General features: G+C 39.4%; 22 protein-coding genes. 17 read left to right on the top strand and 5 right to left on the bottom strand.

Annotation, left to right across the window (positions count from 1 at the left end):
* Positions 1 to 45 precede the first annotated feature (45 nt).
* Genes MWU84_RS10200 through MWU84_RS10190 form a run of 3 tightly spaced genes read right to left on the bottom strand, consistent with a single transcriptional unit; the run spans position 46 to position 1,998 of the window.
* Entirely contained in the window at positions 46 to 585 is a 540-nt protein-coding gene (locus tag MWU84_RS10200) for a hypothetical protein (protein WP_246901313.1), read from the bottom strand.
* Between the two features lie 11 nt (positions 586 to 596).
* Positions 597 to 1,358: an SDR family NAD(P)-dependent oxidoreductase gene (locus MWU84_RS10195; RefSeq protein WP_246901312.1), complete on the bottom strand. Its 762-nt coding sequence runs from the start codon at positions 1,356 to 1,358 to the stop codon at positions 597 to 599.
* A gap of 1 nt (position 1,359) precedes the next feature.
* Positions 1,360 to 1,998, bottom strand: coding sequence for a WG repeat-containing protein (locus MWU84_RS10190; protein ID WP_246901310.1), 639 nt, complete (start codon positions 1,996 to 1,998; stop codon positions 1,360 to 1,362).
* A gap of 391 nt (positions 1,999 to 2,389) precedes the next feature.
* Between MWU84_RS10190 and MWU84_RS10185 the strand changes: the two genes are divergently transcribed.
* Entirely contained in the window at positions 2,390 to 3,214 is an 825-nt protein-coding gene (locus MWU84_RS10185; RefSeq protein ID WP_246901308.1) for a universal stress protein, read from the top strand.
* Between the two features lie 34 nt (positions 3,215 to 3,248).
* Here the strand turns inward: MWU84_RS10185 and MWU84_RS10180 are convergent, their stop codons facing one another.
* Positions 3,249 to 3,653 carry a hypothetical protein gene (locus MWU84_RS10180; protein WP_246901306.1) on the bottom strand — a complete coding sequence of 135 codons (405 nt, stop codon included), beginning with the start codon at positions 3,651 to 3,653 and terminating at the stop codon, positions 3,249 to 3,251.
* A 92-nt stretch (positions 3,654 to 3,745) separates the two neighbouring features.
* Between MWU84_RS10180 and MWU84_RS10175 the strand changes: the two genes are divergently transcribed.
* The 8 genes from MWU84_RS10175 (at position 3,746) to MWU84_RS10140 (ending at position 11,927) form a co-directional block, all read left to right on the top strand.
* Entirely contained in the window at positions 3,746 to 5,257 is a 1,512-nt protein-coding gene (locus tag MWU84_RS10175; RefSeq protein ID WP_246901304.1) for a PAS domain S-box protein, read from the top strand.
* Between the two features lie 7 nt (positions 5,258 to 5,264).
* Entirely contained in the window at positions 5,265 to 6,317 is a 1,053-nt protein-coding gene (locus tag MWU84_RS10170) for a response regulator (RefSeq protein WP_246901302.1), read from the top strand.
* 105 nt (positions 6,318 to 6,422) lie between these two features.
* A complete protein-coding gene (locus MWU84_RS10165; RefSeq protein WP_246901300.1) occupies positions 6,423 to 7,259 on the top strand; it encodes a universal stress protein in 837 nt (278 codons plus the stop codon).
* A gap of 95 nt (positions 7,260 to 7,354) precedes the next feature.
* Positions 7,355 to 8,200 carry a universal stress protein gene (locus MWU84_RS10160; RefSeq protein WP_246901298.1) on the top strand — a complete coding sequence of 282 codons (846 nt, stop codon included), beginning with the start codon at positions 7,355 to 7,357 and terminating at the stop codon, positions 8,198 to 8,200.
* A gap of 17 nt (positions 8,201 to 8,217) precedes the next feature.
* Positions 8,218 to 9,087 carry a universal stress protein gene (locus tag MWU84_RS10155; protein ID WP_246901294.1) on the top strand — a complete coding sequence of 290 codons (870 nt, stop codon included), beginning with the start codon at positions 8,218 to 8,220 and terminating at the stop codon, positions 9,085 to 9,087.
* The gene (locus tag MWU84_RS10150; protein WP_246901291.1) at positions 9,084 to 9,932 is read left to right on the top strand and encodes a universal stress protein; all 849 of its coding nucleotides are present in this window, start codon (positions 9,084 to 9,086) and stop codon (positions 9,930 to 9,932) included. Before MWU84_RS10155 ends, MWU84_RS10150 begins: the two co-directional genes overlap by 4 nt.
* Positions 9,933 to 10,092: 160 nt before the next feature.
* Positions 10,093 to 10,953, top strand: coding sequence for a universal stress protein (locus tag MWU84_RS10145; RefSeq protein ID WP_246901289.1), 861 nt, complete (start codon positions 10,093 to 10,095; stop codon positions 10,951 to 10,953).
* Between the two features lie 134 nt (positions 10,954 to 11,087).
* Complete coding sequence (locus tag MWU84_RS10140; protein WP_246901286.1) at positions 11,088 to 11,927, top strand: universal stress protein; 840 nt, start codon at positions 11,088 to 11,090, stop codon at positions 11,925 to 11,927.
* Between the two features lie 44 nt (positions 11,928 to 11,971).
* Here MWU84_RS10140 and trxA read toward each other — a convergent pair whose 3' ends face one another.
* Complete coding sequence (gene trxA / locus MWU84_RS10135; RefSeq protein ID WP_246901283.1) at positions 11,972 to 12,271, bottom strand: thioredoxin; 300 nt, start codon at positions 12,269 to 12,271, stop codon at positions 11,972 to 11,974.
* Positions 12,272 to 12,525: 254 nt separating this feature from the next.
* Between trxA and MWU84_RS10130 the strand changes: the two genes are divergently transcribed.
* The 8 genes from MWU84_RS10130 to MWU84_RS10095 all read left to right on the top strand — a co-directional run bounded on the left by MWU84_RS10130 (position 12,526) and on the right by MWU84_RS10095 (position 19,247).
* Positions 12,526 to 13,362 (top strand): universal stress protein, encoded by an 837-nt coding sequence (locus MWU84_RS10130; protein ID WP_246901281.1) that lies wholly within the window; start codon positions 12,526 to 12,528, stop codon positions 13,360 to 13,362.
* Positions 13,363 to 13,372: 10 nt separating this feature from the next.
* The gene (locus MWU84_RS10125) at positions 13,373 to 14,221 is read left to right on the top strand and encodes a universal stress protein (protein WP_246901279.1); all 849 of its coding nucleotides are present in this window, start codon (positions 13,373 to 13,375) and stop codon (positions 14,219 to 14,221) included.
* Between the two features lie 65 nt (positions 14,222 to 14,286).
* Positions 14,287 to 15,132 (top strand): universal stress protein, encoded by an 846-nt coding sequence (locus tag MWU84_RS10120; RefSeq protein ID WP_246901277.1) that lies wholly within the window; start codon positions 14,287 to 14,289, stop codon positions 15,130 to 15,132.
* A gap of 12 nt (positions 15,133 to 15,144) precedes the next feature.
* Positions 15,145 to 15,558: a hypothetical protein gene (locus MWU84_RS10115; RefSeq protein WP_246901276.1), complete on the top strand. Its 414-nt coding sequence runs from the start codon at positions 15,145 to 15,147 to the stop codon at positions 15,556 to 15,558.
* A 70-nt stretch (positions 15,559 to 15,628) separates the two neighbouring features.
* Entirely contained in the window at positions 15,629 to 16,528 is a 900-nt protein-coding gene (locus MWU84_RS10110) for a mechanosensitive ion channel family protein (RefSeq protein WP_246901275.1), read from the top strand.
* A gap of 1 nt (position 16,529) precedes the next feature.
* On the top strand, positions 16,530 to 17,375 hold the full coding sequence (locus MWU84_RS10105; protein WP_246901274.1) for an ATP cone domain-containing protein: 846 nt from the start codon (positions 16,530 to 16,532) through the stop codon (positions 17,373 to 17,375).
* Between the two features lie 3 nt (positions 17,376 to 17,378).
* The gene (locus tag MWU84_RS10100; RefSeq protein WP_246901273.1) at positions 17,379 to 18,755 is read left to right on the top strand and encodes an MBL fold metallo-hydrolase; all 1,377 of its coding nucleotides are present in this window, start codon (positions 17,379 to 17,381) and stop codon (positions 18,753 to 18,755) included.
* A 63-nt stretch (positions 18,756 to 18,818) separates the two neighbouring features.
* The gene (locus tag MWU84_RS10095) at positions 18,819 to 19,247 is read left to right on the top strand and encodes a hypothetical protein (RefSeq protein WP_246901272.1); all 429 of its coding nucleotides are present in this window, start codon (positions 18,819 to 18,821) and stop codon (positions 19,245 to 19,247) included.
* Positions 19,248 to 19,357 lie beyond the last annotated feature (110 nt).

Below are 19,357 nucleotides of genomic sequence, written 5' to 3'. Positions count from 1 at the left end.
CCCTTGGCCAAAAAAAATATTATGATGTCCTATAGTTCTACGATGTCAATCAACATCTTTGGATAAGTATTTATTTTTGATTTTTTTGATCCTTGCGTTGATCGAAGGTACGCCCTCCTTCTGCAATTCTTTGACTAAGGCTTTAAACTCCTTTTCCATGCCCTGTTCTTGGCATATCAAATCATAAAGGGCCTGCAAGGCATTGACCCTTACAATTTTACTTTCGGAAGGATCCTTTGCCCACATCTTTAATTTGCCCAAGACTATTTTTAATTCTTTCGGGCTTAAGGTTAGCCTGGAAACCAACAACGACAAATGCCACTTAAATTCCTTGTGAGTAGCGTTTTGGAGAAACCCTATTAGTTCCTTCTTATGACGATACAGATACTCCGGATTCCCAATGGTTATTTTTTCCAAGGCATCCGCTGCCCTCATAATCATTAACCTGTCCTTGGAGTACAGATAAGCAAACAGGTCGTCGAAGTCTTTTTGGCTTTTTATTAAAGGAAGCAAGAACTTCACTTTTCCGGTTGACCTTAAATCGCCCCCTTCCAAATATTTGCTTATACTACTTACCTTGGTCATGCCATAGGTCATTAAGAACTAAGCATACCCCCGTCCACTACATGGGTAGTCCCGGTAATATACCTACTCTCCTCCGAAGCCAGGAAAAGGGCCATTGCTGCAATCTCGCTAGATTCTGCATAGCGACCTAAAGGTACGGCAGCCTCAAAGCCCTTCATTACCTCATCAGGACTGCTGGGCGACATATCCACTTCAATACGTCGCATCATATCATTGTTAACGGGACCTGGATGAATGGTATTCACTCGGATTTTACGGTTGGCACTTTCTTGGGCCGCTACCTTCATTAAACCAACCACTGCATGTTTGCTGGCCACATAAGCTCCCAACCCGGGAAAACCCTTTAAGCCAGCTACAGAAGATGTGATTATTACACTTCCACCTCGCTGCATTTTCGGAATTACATGCTTGCAACCCAGCCATACCCCTTTTAGGTTTACCCCAATTACCCTATCGAAAATCTCGTCCGGATATTCCGTAATTGGTTTGGAAACACCTTCAATTCCAGCATTGGCGAAAAAAATATCTATCTTTCCATGAACCTCTAGCGCCGTCTCGACAAACTTTTCGGTATCCATAGCTTTTGAAACATCGGCAACACAAATGGACAGATTCTCATGATCTATGGCCAAGATTGCCTTTTCCAAAACTTCCTTATCAATATCCACGATAACCACCTTGGCACCTTCCTCTAAAAACAATTTTGCCGTGGCCAATCCTATGCCACCAGCACCCCCCGTTATAACGGCTACTTTACCCTTTAGTCGTAACATTTTAATTATTTAAAGTTATCTTTCGCACTTCCCAACCTTGATCCTGAGTGTATACCCCAACCAGGCCTTTTGATAGTTGTTTCACTCTTACTGGAGGCCTCTGGTACCTTTTTTTGGTCATTTGGATATTATACCTTCTATTAAAAAACTCCACAATTTCCCCGGAAGTGTCCAGCATAACATCGTGAAACTTAAATTCGTATATATCAAGATTGAATTCGTTTTTCCCTTTCATGGATTTCTCAAAAAGGACGGCCGTGGTGAAACCATTCTTAAAAGGATAAACATTTAATAGCTGGGGTTCAAGTACTACATTACCCTTGGTATCTATAAACCCATAAACAGGAACACCATCCTCCACAATTTTGGTAATCAGGCACCGTCCTTCATTGAACATAGGGTATTGAACACCGGAAACATCCTTTTTTGAGGTATCGGCATCCTTGTTCCAATAAATATCGTTACGAAAATTGATAACCATAGTACCTTCTTCATTAATAAATCCCCATTGATTGCCTTGACGAACAGCAGCCAAACCCTCACTAAAGGGAGCAATTTCATCAATGTTTTTGACGGTTTGGGAATGGAATACGTTTGGAAGCATAAGCATTACGAATACTGTGACAATAATTTTTTTCATGACTTTGAATTTTATTTCTACTAAAGTAGTATACAGATTACCAGTAGAAAATGACCAATGTCAGTAGTGCCCAAATAAAAACACCAACCATAGTCGTTCATCTATTCTCCAGATTTTGCAGAGTATTAAAATTATCAAATTGGAAGGTGGCACCTTATTGGTCTAATTATCATAAAGGCAGCTGCAATTAAAGCAGGATATAGTGACCAATGTCATTTTAAGTGGTTCAACAACTGTTTATTTTTGTTTAGGAACATTAAAGATTCAATTGGGACTTTAAATCCGGCTGACCTTAATATGAAATTATAATGGGACAACCCTCCCTACACTGGTCAATTTAAAGCGCTGTAAAAAAGGTAACAGAATCATACTGAAGATAAAATAGTAGAAAATGAAGCACATCTTGGTACCCGTAGATTTTTCAGAACATTCGGCCTATGCACTGGAGGCCGCAGCTGGCATAGCGAAACAGCAGCATGCGGATATTACCGTTATCCATATGATGGGAATTTCCGAGGCAGTTATTGCCGAAGAGGAAATATTAGGGTTCGAGGAAGCAAAATACTTTATGGGACTTGCAAAAAAACGATTTAAAAGCTTCTTGGACAAACCTTATTTAAAGGGCATCAATATTCATAAAATAGTGCAGAACTATAAGGTCTTCAGTGAGCTCAACAATGTTGCCAAGGAACAAAATATAGATTTGATCGTTATGGGTTCCCACGGTAGTACTGGATTCAATGAGATTTTTATAGGCTCCAATACCGAAAAGGTGGTACGTACTTCCGATGTTCCGGTTTTGGTTATAAAGGAGCAAAAATCAAACTTTACCATAAAGAATATCCTTTTCGCCTGTAGTTTTTCGGAGGACATGATTATGGCCTATAAAAATGTTAAGTCGATGGCCCAAAAATTTTCAGCCAAATTAAGATTGGTATACATCAATACCCCATATCAGGACTTTTTGAGTACTCAGGAGGCCGATGACCGCATAGCCAAATTCATGTCCAAGGCTGGAGATACCCAAGCTAAAGTTGAAGTTTATAATGACCGTAGTGTGGAAAGCGGGATACTTAATTTTAGTAAGACCGAGAAATTTGACATCCTCGCGCTTCCAACACATGGAAGAAAAGGCCTTTCACATTTCTTATTGGGAAGTATAGGTGAAGATATCGCCAACCACGCAAGATTGCCGGTAATGACATTCAAGATATGATCAATAATAAGGAAAAAACCAATTCTCTACCTTATTATTCCTTTAGCAAAAGTTCCAGTTTGCCCAGCATCACCAATTCTGCCTTATTTTTTCCTGAAAAACTATTGGAGATGGCATTCGCAGTATCTAAAATGAGTACCTTGACAAACTTACTAAACATATTGCTATTATCTTTATAGAACTCCTTAAACTCATCGTAACATGCTTCACTATCCTCCTCCTTATCCATAGCCCAATCGAATACTGATTCGATCTGAAAAGCAGCATCTGTACCATATTCATCCTCCAGTCCATCCACATCCAACCAATACTTTCGAATAAACCCCCTTAATTTGTCTACTTCCTTTTTGTGGATACGCTTGTCTATAGCAGCCACGGCATAAAACAATTTTCCCAGGGTTTCATAGAATTTCTTACCAACTTTCTTTGTATTTTCCATTTTTGTATTCTTGAATAGATCAGTTTAAAAATAGAGAATAGCCAAGTTATTTTATATGACATTAATCAGCTTAAAAATTTTATCTTTGGCTTATGCGGGCTTTCCAAAAAAACAGTGAAATCTTCAACCTCCTCTCGGAAGGGGTATCTGAAGGAATTATAGTAGTCAATACCGAGCAGACAATTGTTGCCACCAATTCCTCCGCCGAGAGAATGTTTGGGTACACGAAGGGGGAACTTTTGGGAAAACCATTGGACACCCTTGTGCCACGAAGGTACCGCGGCCACCACGATCAGCATGTGGAACGTTTCATTGAAAAAAGCGAAAGAAGGCAAATGGGTCAAGGAAGGGACCTACACGGAGTACACAAAAATGGCAATGAGTTTCCTGTTGAAGCTGGGCTCAACCCATTTAAACTGTATGAGGAAACCTATGTAATGGCCCTTATCATTGATATTACGGAACGTAAAATAAAGGAAAAGGAACTTAGTCATTGGGCCAGAATATTTGATGAATCGCTGAACGAAATATATGTATTCGATGCCACGTCACTCCACTTTCTAAATGTCAATAAAGAAGCACAGCGCAATATGGGCTATTCTTTGGAAAAGTTTAAGACATTGAAGCCTTTGGATATTAAACCCCATATGGACGCCCCACAATTCCAAACCCTAATAGACCCCTTATTGAAAGGAGAAAGGCTCAAGGTGAAATTTGAGACCGACCACCAAAGGCAGGACGGTTCCATATATCCGGTAGAAGTACATCTTCAACTATCCATACTGGGGGAAAAGCAGGTTTTTGTTGCTATTATACTAGATATAACTGAACGAAAAAATTACACTGAAAAGCTGGAAAAAAAGGTCCAAGAGCGCACCAAACAACTTACGGAAGCCTTGGCCAAGGAGAAGGAATTGAACGAACTGAAAACACGCTTCCTTTCCTTGGTTTCCCATGAATTCAAGACCCCTTTGAGCAGTATACTTACCTCTATTACCTTATTGGCCAAGTATACCGAAAGTCACCAACAGGAAAAGCGGGACAAACACGTTGAAACCATAAAGAACAAAGTACGCTATCTGGATACCATTTTAACCGATTTTCTTTCGGTGGAGCGTTTGGATTCAGGAAAGGTAAATTACAAGTTGGAAACTTTCCCACTTAGCAAAATTGTCAACGAGGTAGTCTATGGTGCCAACATGCTCCTTAAGGCGGGCCAAACCATCAAATATCCTGAGAATATCGATGACATTTTCGTCAGATTTGATGAAAAAACCTTGGAACTGGCCTTGTCCAACCTGATTCACAATGCCATTAAATATTCCCCTGAAGATACAACTATAAGTCTAGCGGTGAGAAAAGGAAAGGACACCATACTAATAGAAGTGATCGATCGTGGAATTGGTATCCCTGCCGAAGAACAGAAACATATTTTTAATCGTTATTTCCGGGCAGAAAATGCATTGTTGAACCAAGGTACGGGCATTGGACTTAACATTGCCAAACAACATTTGGAGAATCTTGGTGCCACCATTGTATTTACGAGTGAAGAAAACCAAGGATCTATTTTTACAATAGTTATCCCATTAGAAAACATAAATTGAAAGAACAATGAAGACTATTTTATTGATCGAGGACGATAGAGCCTTACGTGAGAATACCGAAGAACTTTTGGAGCTTTCAGGTTATACCATGATTACCGCTCCAAACGGAAAAATTGGCATTCAAATGGCAAAGGAAAAATTGCCGGATATTATCGTCTGCGACATAATGATGCCAGAGGTAGACGGTTATGGCGTTTTAAAGGAACTTTCTTCAGATAAAAAAACCAAGCACATACCCTTTATATTCCTATCTGCCAAGACTGAACATAAAGAGATACGTAGAGGAATGGATCTTGGCGCGGACGATTACCTCACCAAGCCTTTTGAAGAGGAAGACCTCATAAATGCCATTGAAAGTCGTTTGGCAAAAGTGGAACTATTGGGGCGTATGGCAAAGGAAGGATCAATAAATCCAACAGATTTGGAAGATCAGATACGCACCTTGAACGAGTTAAAGAACTTTTTTGACGACAATGGCGAGCCTGCAAATTTTCCTCAAGGTACTGCCATCTATCAAGAAGGTACCTATTCTCACAAAATATACCTTATCTTAAAAGGGGTAGTAAAATGCCATACTATGGATGAGGACGGAAAAGAACTGATCACTTCGCTTTATAGGGCCGACGACTTTTTGGGATTTACCTCCTTTATAGACAATATTCCGTATCAGGAATCGGCGACCGCTATTGAAGATGTGGAACTAGCCGGTATATCCAAGGAAAATTTAAAACAGGTATTGGAAAAGAACCATAATATCTCCTTGGAGCTAATGGAACTGCTCACTGGAAATATTAAGGACATAAAACAGCAATTGTTACAAATGGCCTATAGTTCCGTACGTAAGAAAACAGCCCAAACTTTGTTGCAGTTTGCAGAAGTCATGAATAAAAAAACCGAAGATCCCATTAAAATTTCACGAAACGATTTGGCCAGTGTAGCCGGTATTGCCACCGAAAGCCTTATACGTACCCTATCCGGGTTTAAAAAAGAAGGGCTGATCGACATTGAAGGTAGAAATATTCGCATCAAGGAATTAAAGGCCTTACAATACATAAATTAAATTGAAGTACATTTATAAAACAATATTTTTATTGGAAACTGACCAATGTCATAATTCAGGTATAGCCATTACCGTAATTTTGTGCTAATGTAGCTATCTAATTGAATGAAGAATATACTGTTCCCCACCGATTTTTCCAATAATTCTTGGAACGCCATTGAATATGCCATTAAGTTATTCAAAGACGCTTCCTGCAATTTTTACGTTTTACATGTTGACCCATTAAGGCAGTCCGGTGTAGACAGTAATTCCTTTGTGCTACCATCCAGAGATATCAATGAGAGACTTAAGGATAATCTAACGGAAACCTTTGCCCGCATTAAGACCATTACCTCCAACAAGGAACATAATTTTATTGCCCTGCACGAATATGGAAATCTTATAGATATTATTCGCAAGACCGTATTGGACAAAAAAATAAATTTGATTGTCATGGGAACCAAAGGGGCTTCCGGTATAAAAGAAACCATTTTGGGCAGCAATACCGGTAATGTCATGACTAAAGTACCATGTAATCTATTGGTGATTCCTGAAAAAGCAGTACAATGCATCCCTAAAGAAGTCGCCTTTCCTACCGATTATAACATTTTCTATTCCCATTCCATTTTGGAAGCTATTTCAAAGATGCTCCGACTTACCAAAGCCAACCTAAGTGTTGTTAATGTCTCCAAGCCCAATGTACAATTAAATGAAGCCCAAAATCAGAATATGGTCTATTTACAGGACTATCTGCTGGAGCTTTATGAAAAATCTCACAGTATCCACAACCTAAAACATGAAAAGGCCAAAAGTGCCATTGAGCAATTTGTGGTAAGCGAGAACATTGACATGGTTATCATGGTGGCCAAGAACCTAAATTTTCTACAACAATTATTGTTCGATACCACCATTAAAAAAATCAGTTTTCAAACCAAGGTTCCATTGTTGGTCCTTCACGAATAAACCTGCGCCTATAGGTTCATATTGGGCTACTGATAAATGTCATAGGTTTTATATGTCGCTACCAATAACTTTGATAGGTATACAAAAGAGAACCTATGAAAGCAGTTTTGATTCCTACCGATTTTTCCAACAGTGCCATGAATGCCATAGATTATGCATTGAATCTATACAAATGTGAACGCACCAACTTCTACTTTTTACATGCTTATGCCGATGAGGTTTATGGCCCGTTCAAGACTAATGGGGAAACCTCTATTGAAGAGCAAAAGGAAACTGTTAAGAACAATACGGATAAATATTTAAAAGATCTTATCCAAAAACTAACTGCTAGGGAGCACAATCCAAAACACACCTATGAAACACTATCGGCATTCGACACTTTGGTCGATGCAGTGAACGATTTTGCCAACCAAATAAATGTTGACCTCGTCATAATGGGTACAAAAGGGCAAACTGACGACAAAAAAATCACTTTCGGTAGCCATACGGTACAGGTTTTCAAATACGTTCAGTGTCCTGTACTCGCAGTTCCTTTGGACTATGAATACCAACAGCCTAAAAAGATATTGTTTCCCACAGATTATATGCTGCCGTATAAGCGTCGGGAATTGAAGTTATTGAACACCTTGGCTTCCGAATTTAAATCGGAAATCCATTGCCTATACATTTCAGACTTTGAAGATTTAAGCAACAGACAGATAGACAACCAACGCTTCCTTAGGGAATCCCTGGCAGAGGCCTTCCTGTTTTTTGAGATATGCCCCGCTAAGAATAAGGCCGAGGCCATAATGGATTACATCAAAAAGAATAACATAAACCTTTTGGTCATGGTAAACTCGCGCCATTCATTCTTGGAGGATATGCTTTACAGATCAACCGTAGACGAAATAGGGCTGAGATTAAAGTTGCCCTTTTTGGTGATGCAAAATCTACCTAGATAATTTAAAAAGATACAAGGATGAAAAAAATTTTGTTGCCCACCGATTTTTCTGCCAACGCTTGGAACGCCATCTTATATACGGTGAACTATTTCCAAAATGAAAAATGCCTTTTCTATATACTTCACACCTATACCCCTACATTTTATAGGGTAGATTATATGATGGGCGGTCCGGTCAACAGTGCCATTCCGGACAAAGGGGTCGAGACGGCCCAAGCGGGTTTGGAAAAAACGCTAAGGGATATAAGAAAGAACCTTCACAACAAAAACCATCAATTCAAGACCATTTCATCTTTTAATATTCTGACCGATGAAATTGAAGAGGTTACCGCACGGGAGGGAATAGACATCATTGCCATGGGGACCCAGGGAGCTACAGGGGCCAAGGAAATCTTTTTGGGAACCAACACCGTCCATGTTATCAAAAAAGCTAAGATTCCGGTATTGGCCATTCCCAATGGTTATGCCTTTAAGGAAATTAACTCTATAGTATTCCCTACGGATTACACCACTCCATATGACCCCAAAGCATTAGGTTTTCTTGCAGAAATGTCCAAGATGCACAAGGCTAGATTGATTGTATTGAATGTTAAGGAGGATTTTGTTCTCAACGAGAAACAAAATGACCATAAAAAAGCCCTTGGCGTTTTCCTTGATACCATGGACCATTCCTTTGAGCAGGTCAAGGGCGAATTAATGCCAAACGCCATTCATGAATATGTAGAAAAACATAGAATTGGTCTACTGGCCATCATGAACCGTAAGCATACTTTTTTACATCGACTGATCAATAAATCTACGATAGATTCCATTGGATACCATTCCAGGATACCCTTTTTGGCAATACCGGACAATTGGGAAAAACCCCTTAAAAAAACCGAATCATGAAAAAGATCCTATTGCCGACAGATTTTTCAGATAATGCCTGGAATGCCATATTTACGGCCTTAAAACTCTATACCGATGTGAAATGCAAGTTTATCATTTTACACGCCTATGAACCCAAGGCTATGAATATGTTGGGGCAAAAAAGCCAACAACGATTAGGAGTCATTTATGACTCATTGGCGCAGTATTCAGCTCAGGAATTGGAAAAAATAGCGACTTATCTAAGTAAAAACCACAACAACCAGAACCACAGTTTTGAAACCATTTCCAGGTCCGACACTTTGGAAGGGGCTGTCAAGGAGTTGGTATCCGCAAGCGATATAGACCTCGTGGTTATGGGTACTCAAGGAGCTACTGGAGCAAAGGAAATTTTTATGGGCAGCAATACGGTAAATGTCCTAAAACAACTTAAAAACATATCCATTTTAGCAGTTCCCAAAGACTATAACTTCCAAAAGCTTCGGACACTGGTTTTTCCTACGGATTATACGAGAAAATATGAAAAGATGGAGCTATTGCCCATGGTAGAACTTACAAAACTTTGGAACGCAACAATAAAAGTAATACACGTGGCCGTTGAATTTAAACTGAACGATACACAGAAAACGAATATAAAAATTTTGGAGGAACGTTTAGCTGGTTCCAACTATTCCCTCCATGAACTTGTCTTCGAGGCCAGTATAGCGCATAGCGTGGAGCAGTATGTGGCTGAAACCAGGGCGGACCTTCTTACCATGGTAAGGTACCAACACAGCTTTTGGGAAAGAATAATTGAAGAGCCTGTTATTAAAAAAATTGCTTTCCATTCCATAGTGCCGGTCTTGTTCCTTCCGGAACAATCCTAGGAAGGTAACTGAACGTTGAAAAAAGTAGAAAAGATGACACCTAAATGATTAATAGAATTTTTAAACAGATAGGATATTGTTTTCTGATCATTAAAGGTTATACACGCCAGATTTAATCTTTAGGACTGGCTTGACCTTAGAAACAAAAAAAAATAAACACATGAAAGCAAAACATATCTTATTACCCACAGACTTTTCTGCCAATGCCAGGAATGCCATTGATTATGCCATTTACCTATTTGAAAGAGTGGAGTGTGTTTTCCATATTTTGCATGCCTTTGAAGTTGGTCCATCCAATTTGAGCAGTACAATGGGAAAAGCAAAGGACACTCGTCTGTTTGGGGCTATAAAGGATGAATCACAGAGAGATATCAATTCCCTAATAAGCGAATTGGAATCCGCAAATAAAAATACTAAGCACTCCTTTAAGGGATTAAGTATAGCCGATTCCTTGGTAAATGCCATAGGGAGAACTACTATAGATAAGGGCATTCAATATATTTTTATGGGAACCAAAGGTTCCTCTGCGCTGAAAGAGGTATTTATGGGCAGCAACACTGTAAGGATTATACAGAAAATTGACTTCTGTCCCATCGTTGCCGTTCCTGAAAATTATGATTTTGACCTTCCTGACGAAATTGCTTTTGCCACCAACTTTGAACATGTCTATAGCGAAGTGGAAATGATACCGCTCATAGGATTGGCAAAATTATGGAACTCCAAAATTACCATCGTACATATTGATATGGGCAAGGAATTGCAACCCCATCAACAAACAGCCAAAGATACATTGCCCAAAAGGTTAGTTGGCCTTAAATACGGCTTTGAAGAGGTTAAGGGGCATTCCAATATTTCTGGCGCCATAAATGGCTATACCCATGAAAATGAAAATATAGGAATGATCGCTATGGTAAATTATTGGCACAGTTTCTTTGAAAAGTTAACCAAAGAAAATGTTATTAAGCGGGTGGCCTTCAATACCGAAGTACCCTTCTTAATATTTCCCTTAATAGAACCCTAAACAGCGCTACCATTTTGCAACTATTACGGCCCACATGATATATGTCATTGGGGAACAATTAAAGAGCAATTAATTTTAATTCATTGCATTGAACCAACAAAACCAAACCCTATTGAACCGTTAAAAAAACATTTATGAAAAATATATTGATACCTACTGACTTCTCTGACAATGCCTGGAATGCCATTAAATATGGTACGGCTTTGTACCATAAAACACGATGTACTTTTCATATTATTCATATAAATCCCATTGCCTACAATTCCGGTGGTGAAGCCGCCATGTATGTTTCTCCTGAAATATTGGAGGAAACCATCCTAAAGGAAAGTAAGGAAAAATTGGAAAATTTGCTTAAAGAAATTGAACGCTTGCCCCTTAACACCAAACATACCTTTAATACATCGGCGTTGTACGGATTTTTCACTGATCATATCAAGCAGGAAGTACAGGATAAAAATATTGACCTGATCATCATGGGGACCAAAGGAGCCACCGGCCTTAAGGCTGTTTCCCTGGGAAGCAATACCGGCAACGTTCTAACAAAAGTACGATGCGCAGTTCTGGCAGTGCCCGAAGACGCCGAGTATAAAAACCCACGGGAAATAGGATTTCCTACAGATTTCCAATTAACGTATGACATTAAGGTCCTGAACCAAGTAAAGGAGCTTGCTATAATGCATAACGCTGCACTGCGCTTCCTATACGTGTCCCAAAAAGATAAAGACCTTAGTGATATACAACTGAAGAACAAGGAATTTATCAAGAATTATTTCAGGGAAAATGAGCATACCTTTCATACACTTACCTTAAAAAATCTGGATGATGCCGTACAAGCTTTTGTAGAAAGTAGGGATTTGGATATGTTGGTCATGATAGCCAAGAACTTAAATTTCTTGGAACGAATCCTATTTAAACCCTCAGTCGAAAAAATTAGCTACCATACCAAGATTCCATTTCTAATAGTACATGAATAAGAATTTTGGATTTTGATAATTGGGCGAGTCCTAGGGACAGCCCTTTAAATATGTTGTTGAATAACCCGAACGATGTCATTCTTTTGTAGCACTCCCGACTGTCGCCAAACCTGTTTTCCGTTTTTAAACAGCAACATGGTTGGTACGCCCCTTACTTGATAAGTACTGGCCAGGGATTGATTCTTGTCCACATCTATCTTTACGATTTTAAGGGCATTGCCCATTTCATCCTTGACCTGTTTTAAAATGGGGGCCAACATTTTACAAGGACCACACCAATCTGCGTGAAAATCGATTAGAACAGGTATTTCCGAATTGATTATATTGTTAAAACTATCCTTCATAATTCTATTTTTTGAAAGGTAAACTACCTCGGGGCAAGCCTGTCTGCATCCTACAAAGGCAGGCCCGCGAAGCATTGAAAGAACCCTTATTTTAGATTTCGACTTAAGCGTCGGAGCACCTGCTTGCCAGCAGGCAGGTTTTAATCTCTATTATCGAGTAAAATTACCAAAACACAGAGGAAATAGAACTGACGGATATCATGGTTTTCAAAATTCTTCTGCGTTAGATTTACAGCTCTAAAGTAAGAAATACCATGAAACGAATTTTGCTTCCCACTGATTTTTCAGACAATTCCATTAAGGCCATTAGCTACGCTTTGAAGATTTTTAAAAATGCAAAATGTAAATTTTATGTAATGCATACCTATATGCCACCGGTATATAACGCAGAATATTTGGTTGGAAGTCCGGGTCTAATTGGCTTGGGCGATGTAATGCAGGAAACCTCCATGACCCAACTGGAAAAACTTAAAAGTCGTTTGGAAAAGGAATACAATAACCCTAATCACAGCTTTGTTGTACATACTGCTTTCAATACCCTGGTGAACGAAGTTATGGAAACCGTTGAATCCGAAGGTATACATTTGGTGGTAATGGGTACCAAGGGAGCTACAGGGGCCGAGGAAATCCTCTTTGGGACCAATACGGTACATGTCATAAAAAAAGCCAATTGTCCTGTTCTAGTAATTCCCCCAAATTTTGAGTATGAGAATCCATTGGAAATATTATTTCCAACCGATTATGAAATAGAGTACAAAAAGGAAAGATTAAGCCAACTTATGGACATAGCCGATGAACACGGATCCCAAATAAATGTATTGCACGTATCCACGGGTAACGAACTGACTTCGGAACAGGAAAAACAAAAGAAAGGCCTTGGAAAGATTTTAGGTAACAAGGCACTGTTCCATGAGGTGCCCAACAATGAGGTTATAGATGCCATCAATGACTTTCAGACCAAACAAAAGATCAACCTCCTGGTCATGGTGCAGAACAAACATACATTTATGGAACGTCTCTTTATTGAACCTGTAATCAAAAAAATAGGGTTTCACGTCACCATTCCTTTCTTGGTAATTCCACAATTTTAATACATCGAGCATGAAAAATATTCTTGTAGCCACCGATTTTTCCAATAATGCCTATTGTGCCCTGTTCTATGCCACTAAACTTTTAGGATCGGAAACATGCACGTTCTATATTATGAATACCTATTCGGAACTTACCATGTTACCGGGAAAAACGCTTCCCATCTTAAATATCAAAAAACATCTGAAACAGCTGGAGTTAGATTCCAAGGAAAAATTAACACATACCAAACACAAAATAGTCCTGGACAATGAAAATCCCCTACATACTTTCAAGACTATTTCGCAAAAAGGCGACTTGGTAGATATCATAATCGAAAAGATAGAAGAGCTTAAGATACACCTGGTAACCATGGGAAACAAAGGACTAACGGAAACTGCAGATATATTTTTCGGGAGCAACACCATCAAGGTGGCCAATCATATAAAAAAATGCCCATTACTGGCCATTCCTGGCCAAATGGATTTCCACCCGATAAAGGAAATAGCTTTCGTTACTGATTTGAAAAAGGATTGTGACCAAAAGACCATTGCCCAACTTTTATACATTGCCTCTTTGTCCAAAGCGTCCATTCGGGTCGTTCATGTACATGAACAACATATTCTGAACACGACCCAGGAGGCCAACAGAAAGAATTTAGAGGATAATCTAAGTTCCGTAGGGCATTCCTTTCAATGGATCAAGAACTTCGACGACAAGGCCAAAGTAATAGATATCTTTTTAGAAAAGCTGAAAGTGGATATGTTTGCCATGGTACACCAAAAAAGGAATCTTTTTGAAAAACTCACCCGCGAACCTGTGGTGAAAGACCTCAGCATGTATTCCGATATTCCATTTCTCATTCTCCCCTCCCAAGAATGACAATTGTCATAGTCACAGTCCTTACAGACTGTTATATTTATTCTATCAATCAAAAAAAAATTGTCATGGACAAAAGAATCTTAATTCCCACCGATTTCTCCCAAAATGCACTGAATGCCACGCGCTATGCCTTGGATCTGTATGCAAAACTGAATTGTGAATTCTACTTTTTACATGTTTTCCGGATGGAGAGCTACACTACCAGCAACCTCATGATGCCAGAACCGGGAAGTGCGGAATATGAAGCTGCCAAGGGAGCATCGGAAGAACGTTTTGCCAAGCTATTAAACATGTTGGAGTTACACCGCGACAACCCTAAACATAGCTATCACACCATTTCCACCTTCAATTTTCTATCAGTAGCCATGAAAGAGGCCATTGACAGCAAAGGTATAGATCTTGTTGTCATGGGTACTCAAGGTGCTACAGGTGCCAAAGGAATAATTTTTGGTAGCAACACCGTAAATGCCATGGAGAAAATCAGAGGATGCCCCGTTATGGCAATTCCCGAGGATATGACGTTTTCCGTTCCCAAAGAAATTGTCTTCCCCACAAATTATAAATCCACCTTTAAGCGCAAGGAATTAAATTATTTGTTGGAGATAGCTAAGATGCACCAAACAGCGATTCGTGTTTTACACTTTACAAAGGAAACTTCCCTGGACGAAGACCAAGAGGCCCACAAACAGCTTTTGGACGATATTCTTGAAAGTGTTGAGCACAGCTTCCACACACTTACCGATAAGGACATCGCTGGGGGAATAACCACATTTGTGGAGAGCAGGAAGAGTGACATGATTGCGTTCATCAACAAAAAACATTTCCTGTTCAACAGTATATTTTCAAGACCATTAATTAAGGAAATCGGCTATGATGCCAAGGTTCCTATTCTGGCTTTAAACGAATCTTAAAATTATTGTATTATGACTAATATTGGAATTTGGATGGATAGGGAAAAAGCCCATATCATCCGTTTGGATAATAAGGAAGAGAATTTGGAAACGATCTTTTCCGAAATGGAATTTTTCAATCGCAAAGGCACCTCGGGACCTAGGGTAAAATCCGGTGTAACCCAAGACGTTACACACGAGCGCACCTATCTGGAAAGGGAGAAAGCACAATTAAAATCATATTTTAAAAAACTCGCGGACGCCATTGGTGATGCAGATGCCATAGCGCTTTTTGGCCCGGCAGATACCAATGAGAAGTTTAGAAAAGAACTGTTGGAACACCACAAAGGTCTAGCAGATAAAGTAAAAGCGGTCACCAAAGCGGACAGTATGACCGAGAACCAGACGAAAGCCTTGGTTCGTGACTTTTTTGGACAAAAAAAATAGTTGGTTATTTTTAATTGGGAGACCGCTAAGACAAATATTGTTTTGGCGGTCTTATTAAAATATATTGCCCATGGACAGTCTCTTGGATTTTATTAACGACCCCATAGTATTGCGGATTGCGAAACTACTATTATGGATTTTGGCCATTGGGTTGTTAATTGGTTTTCTACGTAGGACCCTAAAAAAAAGAATTGAGAATGTCTCCGTTAGATATAAGGCGCAAAAAGGAGTAGAGATTATTGGCTACGTTCTAATAGCGCTGTTGATTCTTATGGCATTTACGGTAGAAAATATAAAGGATTATACTATAATTATTGGCCTATTTACTGCAGGTATAACCTTTACACTACAAGAATTGATATTAAGTATTGCAGGATCATTTTACATTTTTTTTGTTAGGGTCTATAAGCCAGGAGACCGCATCGAGATTAACGGCATTAAAGGAGATGTTATTGATATCGATAGCATATATACTACTTTAATGGAAATCGGGGAATGGGTCAGTAGTGACAATTATACGGGGAGAATCGTGAAAATCAGTAATGCCTTTGTTTTCAAGGGGCCCATAAAGAACTATTCCATGGACTTCCCCTTTGTTTGGGATGAACTTGATATACTAATAACCTATGAATCGGATGTTGCCCTGGCAAAAAAACTGGTTTTGGAAAAGGCTACTGAATTCCTTTATGAATACACGGATAATTCCATGGCAAAATGGAAGCAAATGGTAGAGCACTATTATATAGAAAATGCGACAATAGCCCCTACCCTGGCCATTAGTCCAACGGACAACTGGATAGCCATCAATTTAAGGTATATCACGGATTATAAATTAAGACGGATTACAAAACACGAACTGTTCGAGCAAATCGTATTGGCTCTTAATGCTACAGATGGTAGGGTAACTTTGGCTTCTACCACCTTACAACTTTTAAAAATACCGGAATTGGATATAAATCTAAAGAAATGATATGGAAAAGGATTTTGATATTGACATTATAAAATCCTCTGGGAAACGAGCCAAATTTTCTTTGGATAAACTCCGTAATTCCCTCAAGCACAGTGGAGCCGACCATAATGTAGTGGAAAAAATTGTAGACCAGGTAAAAGACGAGCTTTACGAGGGTATAAGTACCAAGGAAATTTACAACAGGGCCTACGCCCTTTTGAAAAAAAACAAATCGGTCTTTGCTTCAAAATACAAATTAAAAAAAGCCATTTATGAATTGGGCCCTACAGGGTTTCCCTTCGAACGATTTGTGGCCGCATTATTGGAATATTCAGGTTACAAGACCCGTGTAGATGAAATTATGAACGGTCTCTGTGTAACCCATGAAATTGATGTAATTGCAGAAAAAAACGGAACCGTCACTGTTATCGAATGTAAATTCCACTCAGAGGAAGGGCGTAACTGCAATGTTAAGATCCCCCTATACATTCACTCCAGATACAACGACGTTAAGGCGCATTGGGGCACCAAAAAAAAAGAATACAAGGAACTGGATAAAGGTTGGGTGGTAACCAATACCCGTTTTACCGCTGATGCCATAGCCTATGGCAAATGTGTAGGTTTGTATCTTTTGAGCTGGGACCTACCATTAAATGATGGTCTAAAGGATCGGATTGATCGTTTGGGACTTTACCCCATCACGGTATCCACCCTACTAAGCAATAGGGAAAAACAGTTTTTATTGAGTAGGGATGTCGTGTTATGTAGGCAACTTTGGAAGGATAAGTTCTTTTTGGACCATTTGGGAATTTCCAATACCAGAAAGGGAAAAATATTGAATGAAATTAAGCAGCTCTGCAATCAATAATCTATGAATACTATCAAAGTACATTTTTTGGGAGCCTCCGGCACCGTAACGGGTTCTAAATTCTATTTGGAAACCCCTGAATTAAATCTAATGGTAGATTGTGGTATGTTCCAAGGGTTAAAAGAACTAAGACAGCAAAACTGGAATCCCTTGCCCATAGATGCCTCAAAAATAGATATGGTGCTATTGACCCATGGACATCTGGACCATACGGGATACTTGCCCAGATTATTAAAGGAAGGTTTTAAGGGAAAAATTCTAGGAACAGCGCCCACTTTGGCCATTACACGGATCATTCTTTTGGATAGTGCAAAGATACATGAAGAGGAAGCCGAACAGGCCAATAAGGAAGGGTATAGCAAGCATTATCCCGCATTGCCATTTTACACGTTAAGAGAAGCCGAGCGTACCCTCGATTTGTTTCAGGCCAAGGAAAAAGACCAATGGATCAGCCTTTCCGAGCATATTCGCATCAGGTTCCGATATAACGGGCACATCATCGGGGCAACCTTTATTGAGCTGGAAATCTTTGGGAAAATGTTTGTTTTTTCTGGAGACATTGGCCGATTGCAGGATGATCTTTTAGAGGCCCCGGATCGTCCAAAATGGGCCGATTATCTTTTTGTGGAAAGCACCTACGGGAATAAATTACATCCTGAAGAAGATGTTGAAGGTATACTCAGTGATCTCATTAAAACAACCATACTTGAAAGGGGAAATCTTATCATCCCATCCTTTGCCGTGGAACGACTACAATCTTTAATGTACCTACTTTGGAGATTGTACAAAAAAAATAAGATCCCTAATATTCCCGTTTTTATAGATAGCCCTATGGGCAACAATGTCCTGTCTGTTTTTGAACAATTTCCACATTGGCATAAACTGCCTATGAGCGAGTATCGTGCCATGTGCAATCATTTCAACATCATAACTTCCTACGCCGATACTTGGAAGACCATAGACGATCCCAGGCCCAAGATTGTTATTGCCGGAAGCGGCATGGTAACCGGAGGCAGAGTGCTTACCTATTTAAAACAGCTGATCGATGTACCATCAACTTCAGTGTTATTGGTTGGCTTCCAAGCAGAAGGGACCCGTGGACGACAACTATACGAAGGGGCCTATGAAATTAAACTATTCGGAAAATATTATCCCGTTAAGGCAAAAATACATCATTTGGAAAGTCTATCGGCCCACGCCGATCAAAGGGAGTTGTTACACTGGATGAAGGAAATCGACAATATTCCCGAAACGGTATTCCTTATCCATGGTGAACCTACTTCCTTGGATGCCTTTAGGGTGAAAATCAGGGATGTACATGGATGGAAAGTTCAGGTCCCCAAACTCAATGAAGTACAAGAAATGTTTATCGGAAATTAGGGATGACAAATCTCATTGTGGCAGTTTTTAAAAGTTCTTATCTTTATTCAAGATCCTAAAAAAATGGAAAACAAAAATATTACCACGGATAATGGGAAGAAAATTGCACAGTTACACTGGAGAATTCAGCAATGGAAATTACAGTTTCAATTAATGGATAACGAAATTGTTTTTATAAAACGCCTATTGGATTCCAACGCCTTTAAGCCCAACATCCCCAACCTCTTTGAACGCCTTCAGGATTATAAAACCCGGGTGGAGGAGATCAACAATAGAGGTGAAGCCATAAGAACTCAGATTTCATTGCACGAAAACAATTTAGGCAGCATGTCGGGCGGCAAGGTCAGTTCCATTAATCAGGACAATGTTAAAAAAAATGATAGTCTTCAAATGGAGGTTGATGAATGTATGGGCAATTATCAAAACCTGAAATCCGAAATTTTTAATTATACTGGCAGCATACTTATAATGAACAAGCAAGAAGGGAAATAATGGCCTAACTGACCAAGGTCATATTATTTCAGAAGCACATCCACTAACTTGGCAATCATTTAATAACAAACAGGATGTTGCCGGATGGGCGGCCATACCCAGTAAGTCGG

Source organism: Arenibacter sp. F20364 (assembly GCF_023015905.1).
In the GTDB taxonomy this organism is placed as follows: Bacteria; Bacteroidota; Bacteroidia; order Flavobacteriales; family Flavobacteriaceae; genus Arenibacter.
The sequence above is the reverse complement of the archived record's forward strand: the minus strand, read 5'-3'. Positions and strand labels throughout refer to the sequence as shown.

Excerpts from the sequence above, each read along its gene's own strand:
- MWU84_RS10165 (WP_246901300.1), top strand. The coding sequence starts at position 6,423 with ATGAAGAATATACTGTTCCCCACCGATTTTTCCAATAATTCTTGGAAC.
- MWU84_RS10125 (WP_246901279.1), top strand. The coding sequence starts at position 13,373 with ATGAAAAATATTCTTGTAGCCACCGATTTTTCCAATAATGCCTATTGT.
- MWU84_RS10185 (WP_246901308.1), top strand. The coding sequence starts at position 2,390 with ATGAAGCACATCTTGGTACCCGTAGATTTTTCAGAACATTCGGCCTAT.
- MWU84_RS10180 (WP_246901306.1), bottom strand. The coding sequence starts at position 3,653 with ATGGAAAATACAAAGAAAGTTGGTAAGAAATTCTATGAAACCCTGGGA.
- MWU84_RS10170 (WP_246901302.1), top strand. The coding sequence starts at position 5,265 with ATGAAGACTATTTTATTGATCGAGGACGATAGAGCCTTACGTGAGAAT.
- MWU84_RS10145 (WP_246901289.1), top strand. The coding sequence starts at position 10,093 with ATGAAAGCAAAACATATCTTATTACCCACAGACTTTTCTGCCAATGCC.
- trxA (WP_246901283.1), bottom strand. The coding sequence starts at position 12,271 with ATGAAGGATAGTTTTAACAATATAATCAATTCGGAAATACCTGTTCTA.
- MWU84_RS10140 (WP_246901286.1), top strand. The coding sequence starts at position 11,088 with ATGAAAAATATATTGATACCTACTGACTTCTCTGACAATGCCTGGAAT.
- MWU84_RS10095 (WP_246901272.1), top strand. The coding sequence starts at position 18,819 with ATGGAAAACAAAAATATTACCACGGATAATGGGAAGAAAATTGCACAG.
- MWU84_RS10155 (WP_246901294.1), top strand. The coding sequence starts at position 8,218 with ATGAAAAAAATTTTGTTGCCCACCGATTTTTCTGCCAACGCTTGGAAC.
- MWU84_RS10190 (WP_246901310.1), bottom strand. The coding sequence starts at position 1,998 with ATGAAAAAAATTATTGTCACAGTATTCGTAATGCTTATGCTTCCAAAC.
- MWU84_RS10120 (WP_246901277.1), top strand. The coding sequence starts at position 14,287 with ATGGACAAAAGAATCTTAATTCCCACCGATTTCTCCCAAAATGCACTG.
- MWU84_RS10200 (WP_246901313.1), bottom strand. The coding sequence starts at position 585 with ATGACCAAGGTAAGTAGTATAAGCAAATATTTGGAAGGGGGCGATTTA.
- MWU84_RS10110 (WP_246901275.1), top strand. The coding sequence starts at position 15,629 with ATGGACAGTCTCTTGGATTTTATTAACGACCCCATAGTATTGCGGATT.
- MWU84_RS10100 (WP_246901273.1), top strand. The coding sequence starts at position 17,379 with ATGAATACTATCAAAGTACATTTTTTGGGAGCCTCCGGCACCGTAACG.
- MWU84_RS10150 (WP_246901291.1), top strand. The coding sequence starts at position 9,084 with ATGAAAAAGATCCTATTGCCGACAGATTTTTCAGATAATGCCTGGAAT.
- MWU84_RS10195 (WP_246901312.1), bottom strand. The coding sequence starts at position 1,358 with ATGTTACGACTAAAGGGTAAAGTAGCCGTTATAACGGGGGGTGCTGGT.
- MWU84_RS10115 (WP_246901276.1), top strand. The coding sequence starts at position 15,145 with ATGACTAATATTGGAATTTGGATGGATAGGGAAAAAGCCCATATCATC.
- MWU84_RS10175 (WP_246901304.1), top strand. The coding sequence starts at position 3,746 with ATGCGGGCTTTCCAAAAAAACAGTGAAATCTTCAACCTCCTCTCGGAA.
- MWU84_RS10105 (WP_246901274.1), top strand. The coding sequence starts at position 16,530 with ATGGAAAAGGATTTTGATATTGACATTATAAAATCCTCTGGGAAACGA.
- MWU84_RS10130 (WP_246901281.1), top strand. The coding sequence starts at position 12,526 with ATGAAACGAATTTTGCTTCCCACTGATTTTTCAGACAATTCCATTAAG.
- MWU84_RS10160 (WP_246901298.1), top strand. The coding sequence starts at position 7,355 with ATGAAAGCAGTTTTGATTCCTACCGATTTTTCCAACAGTGCCATGAAT.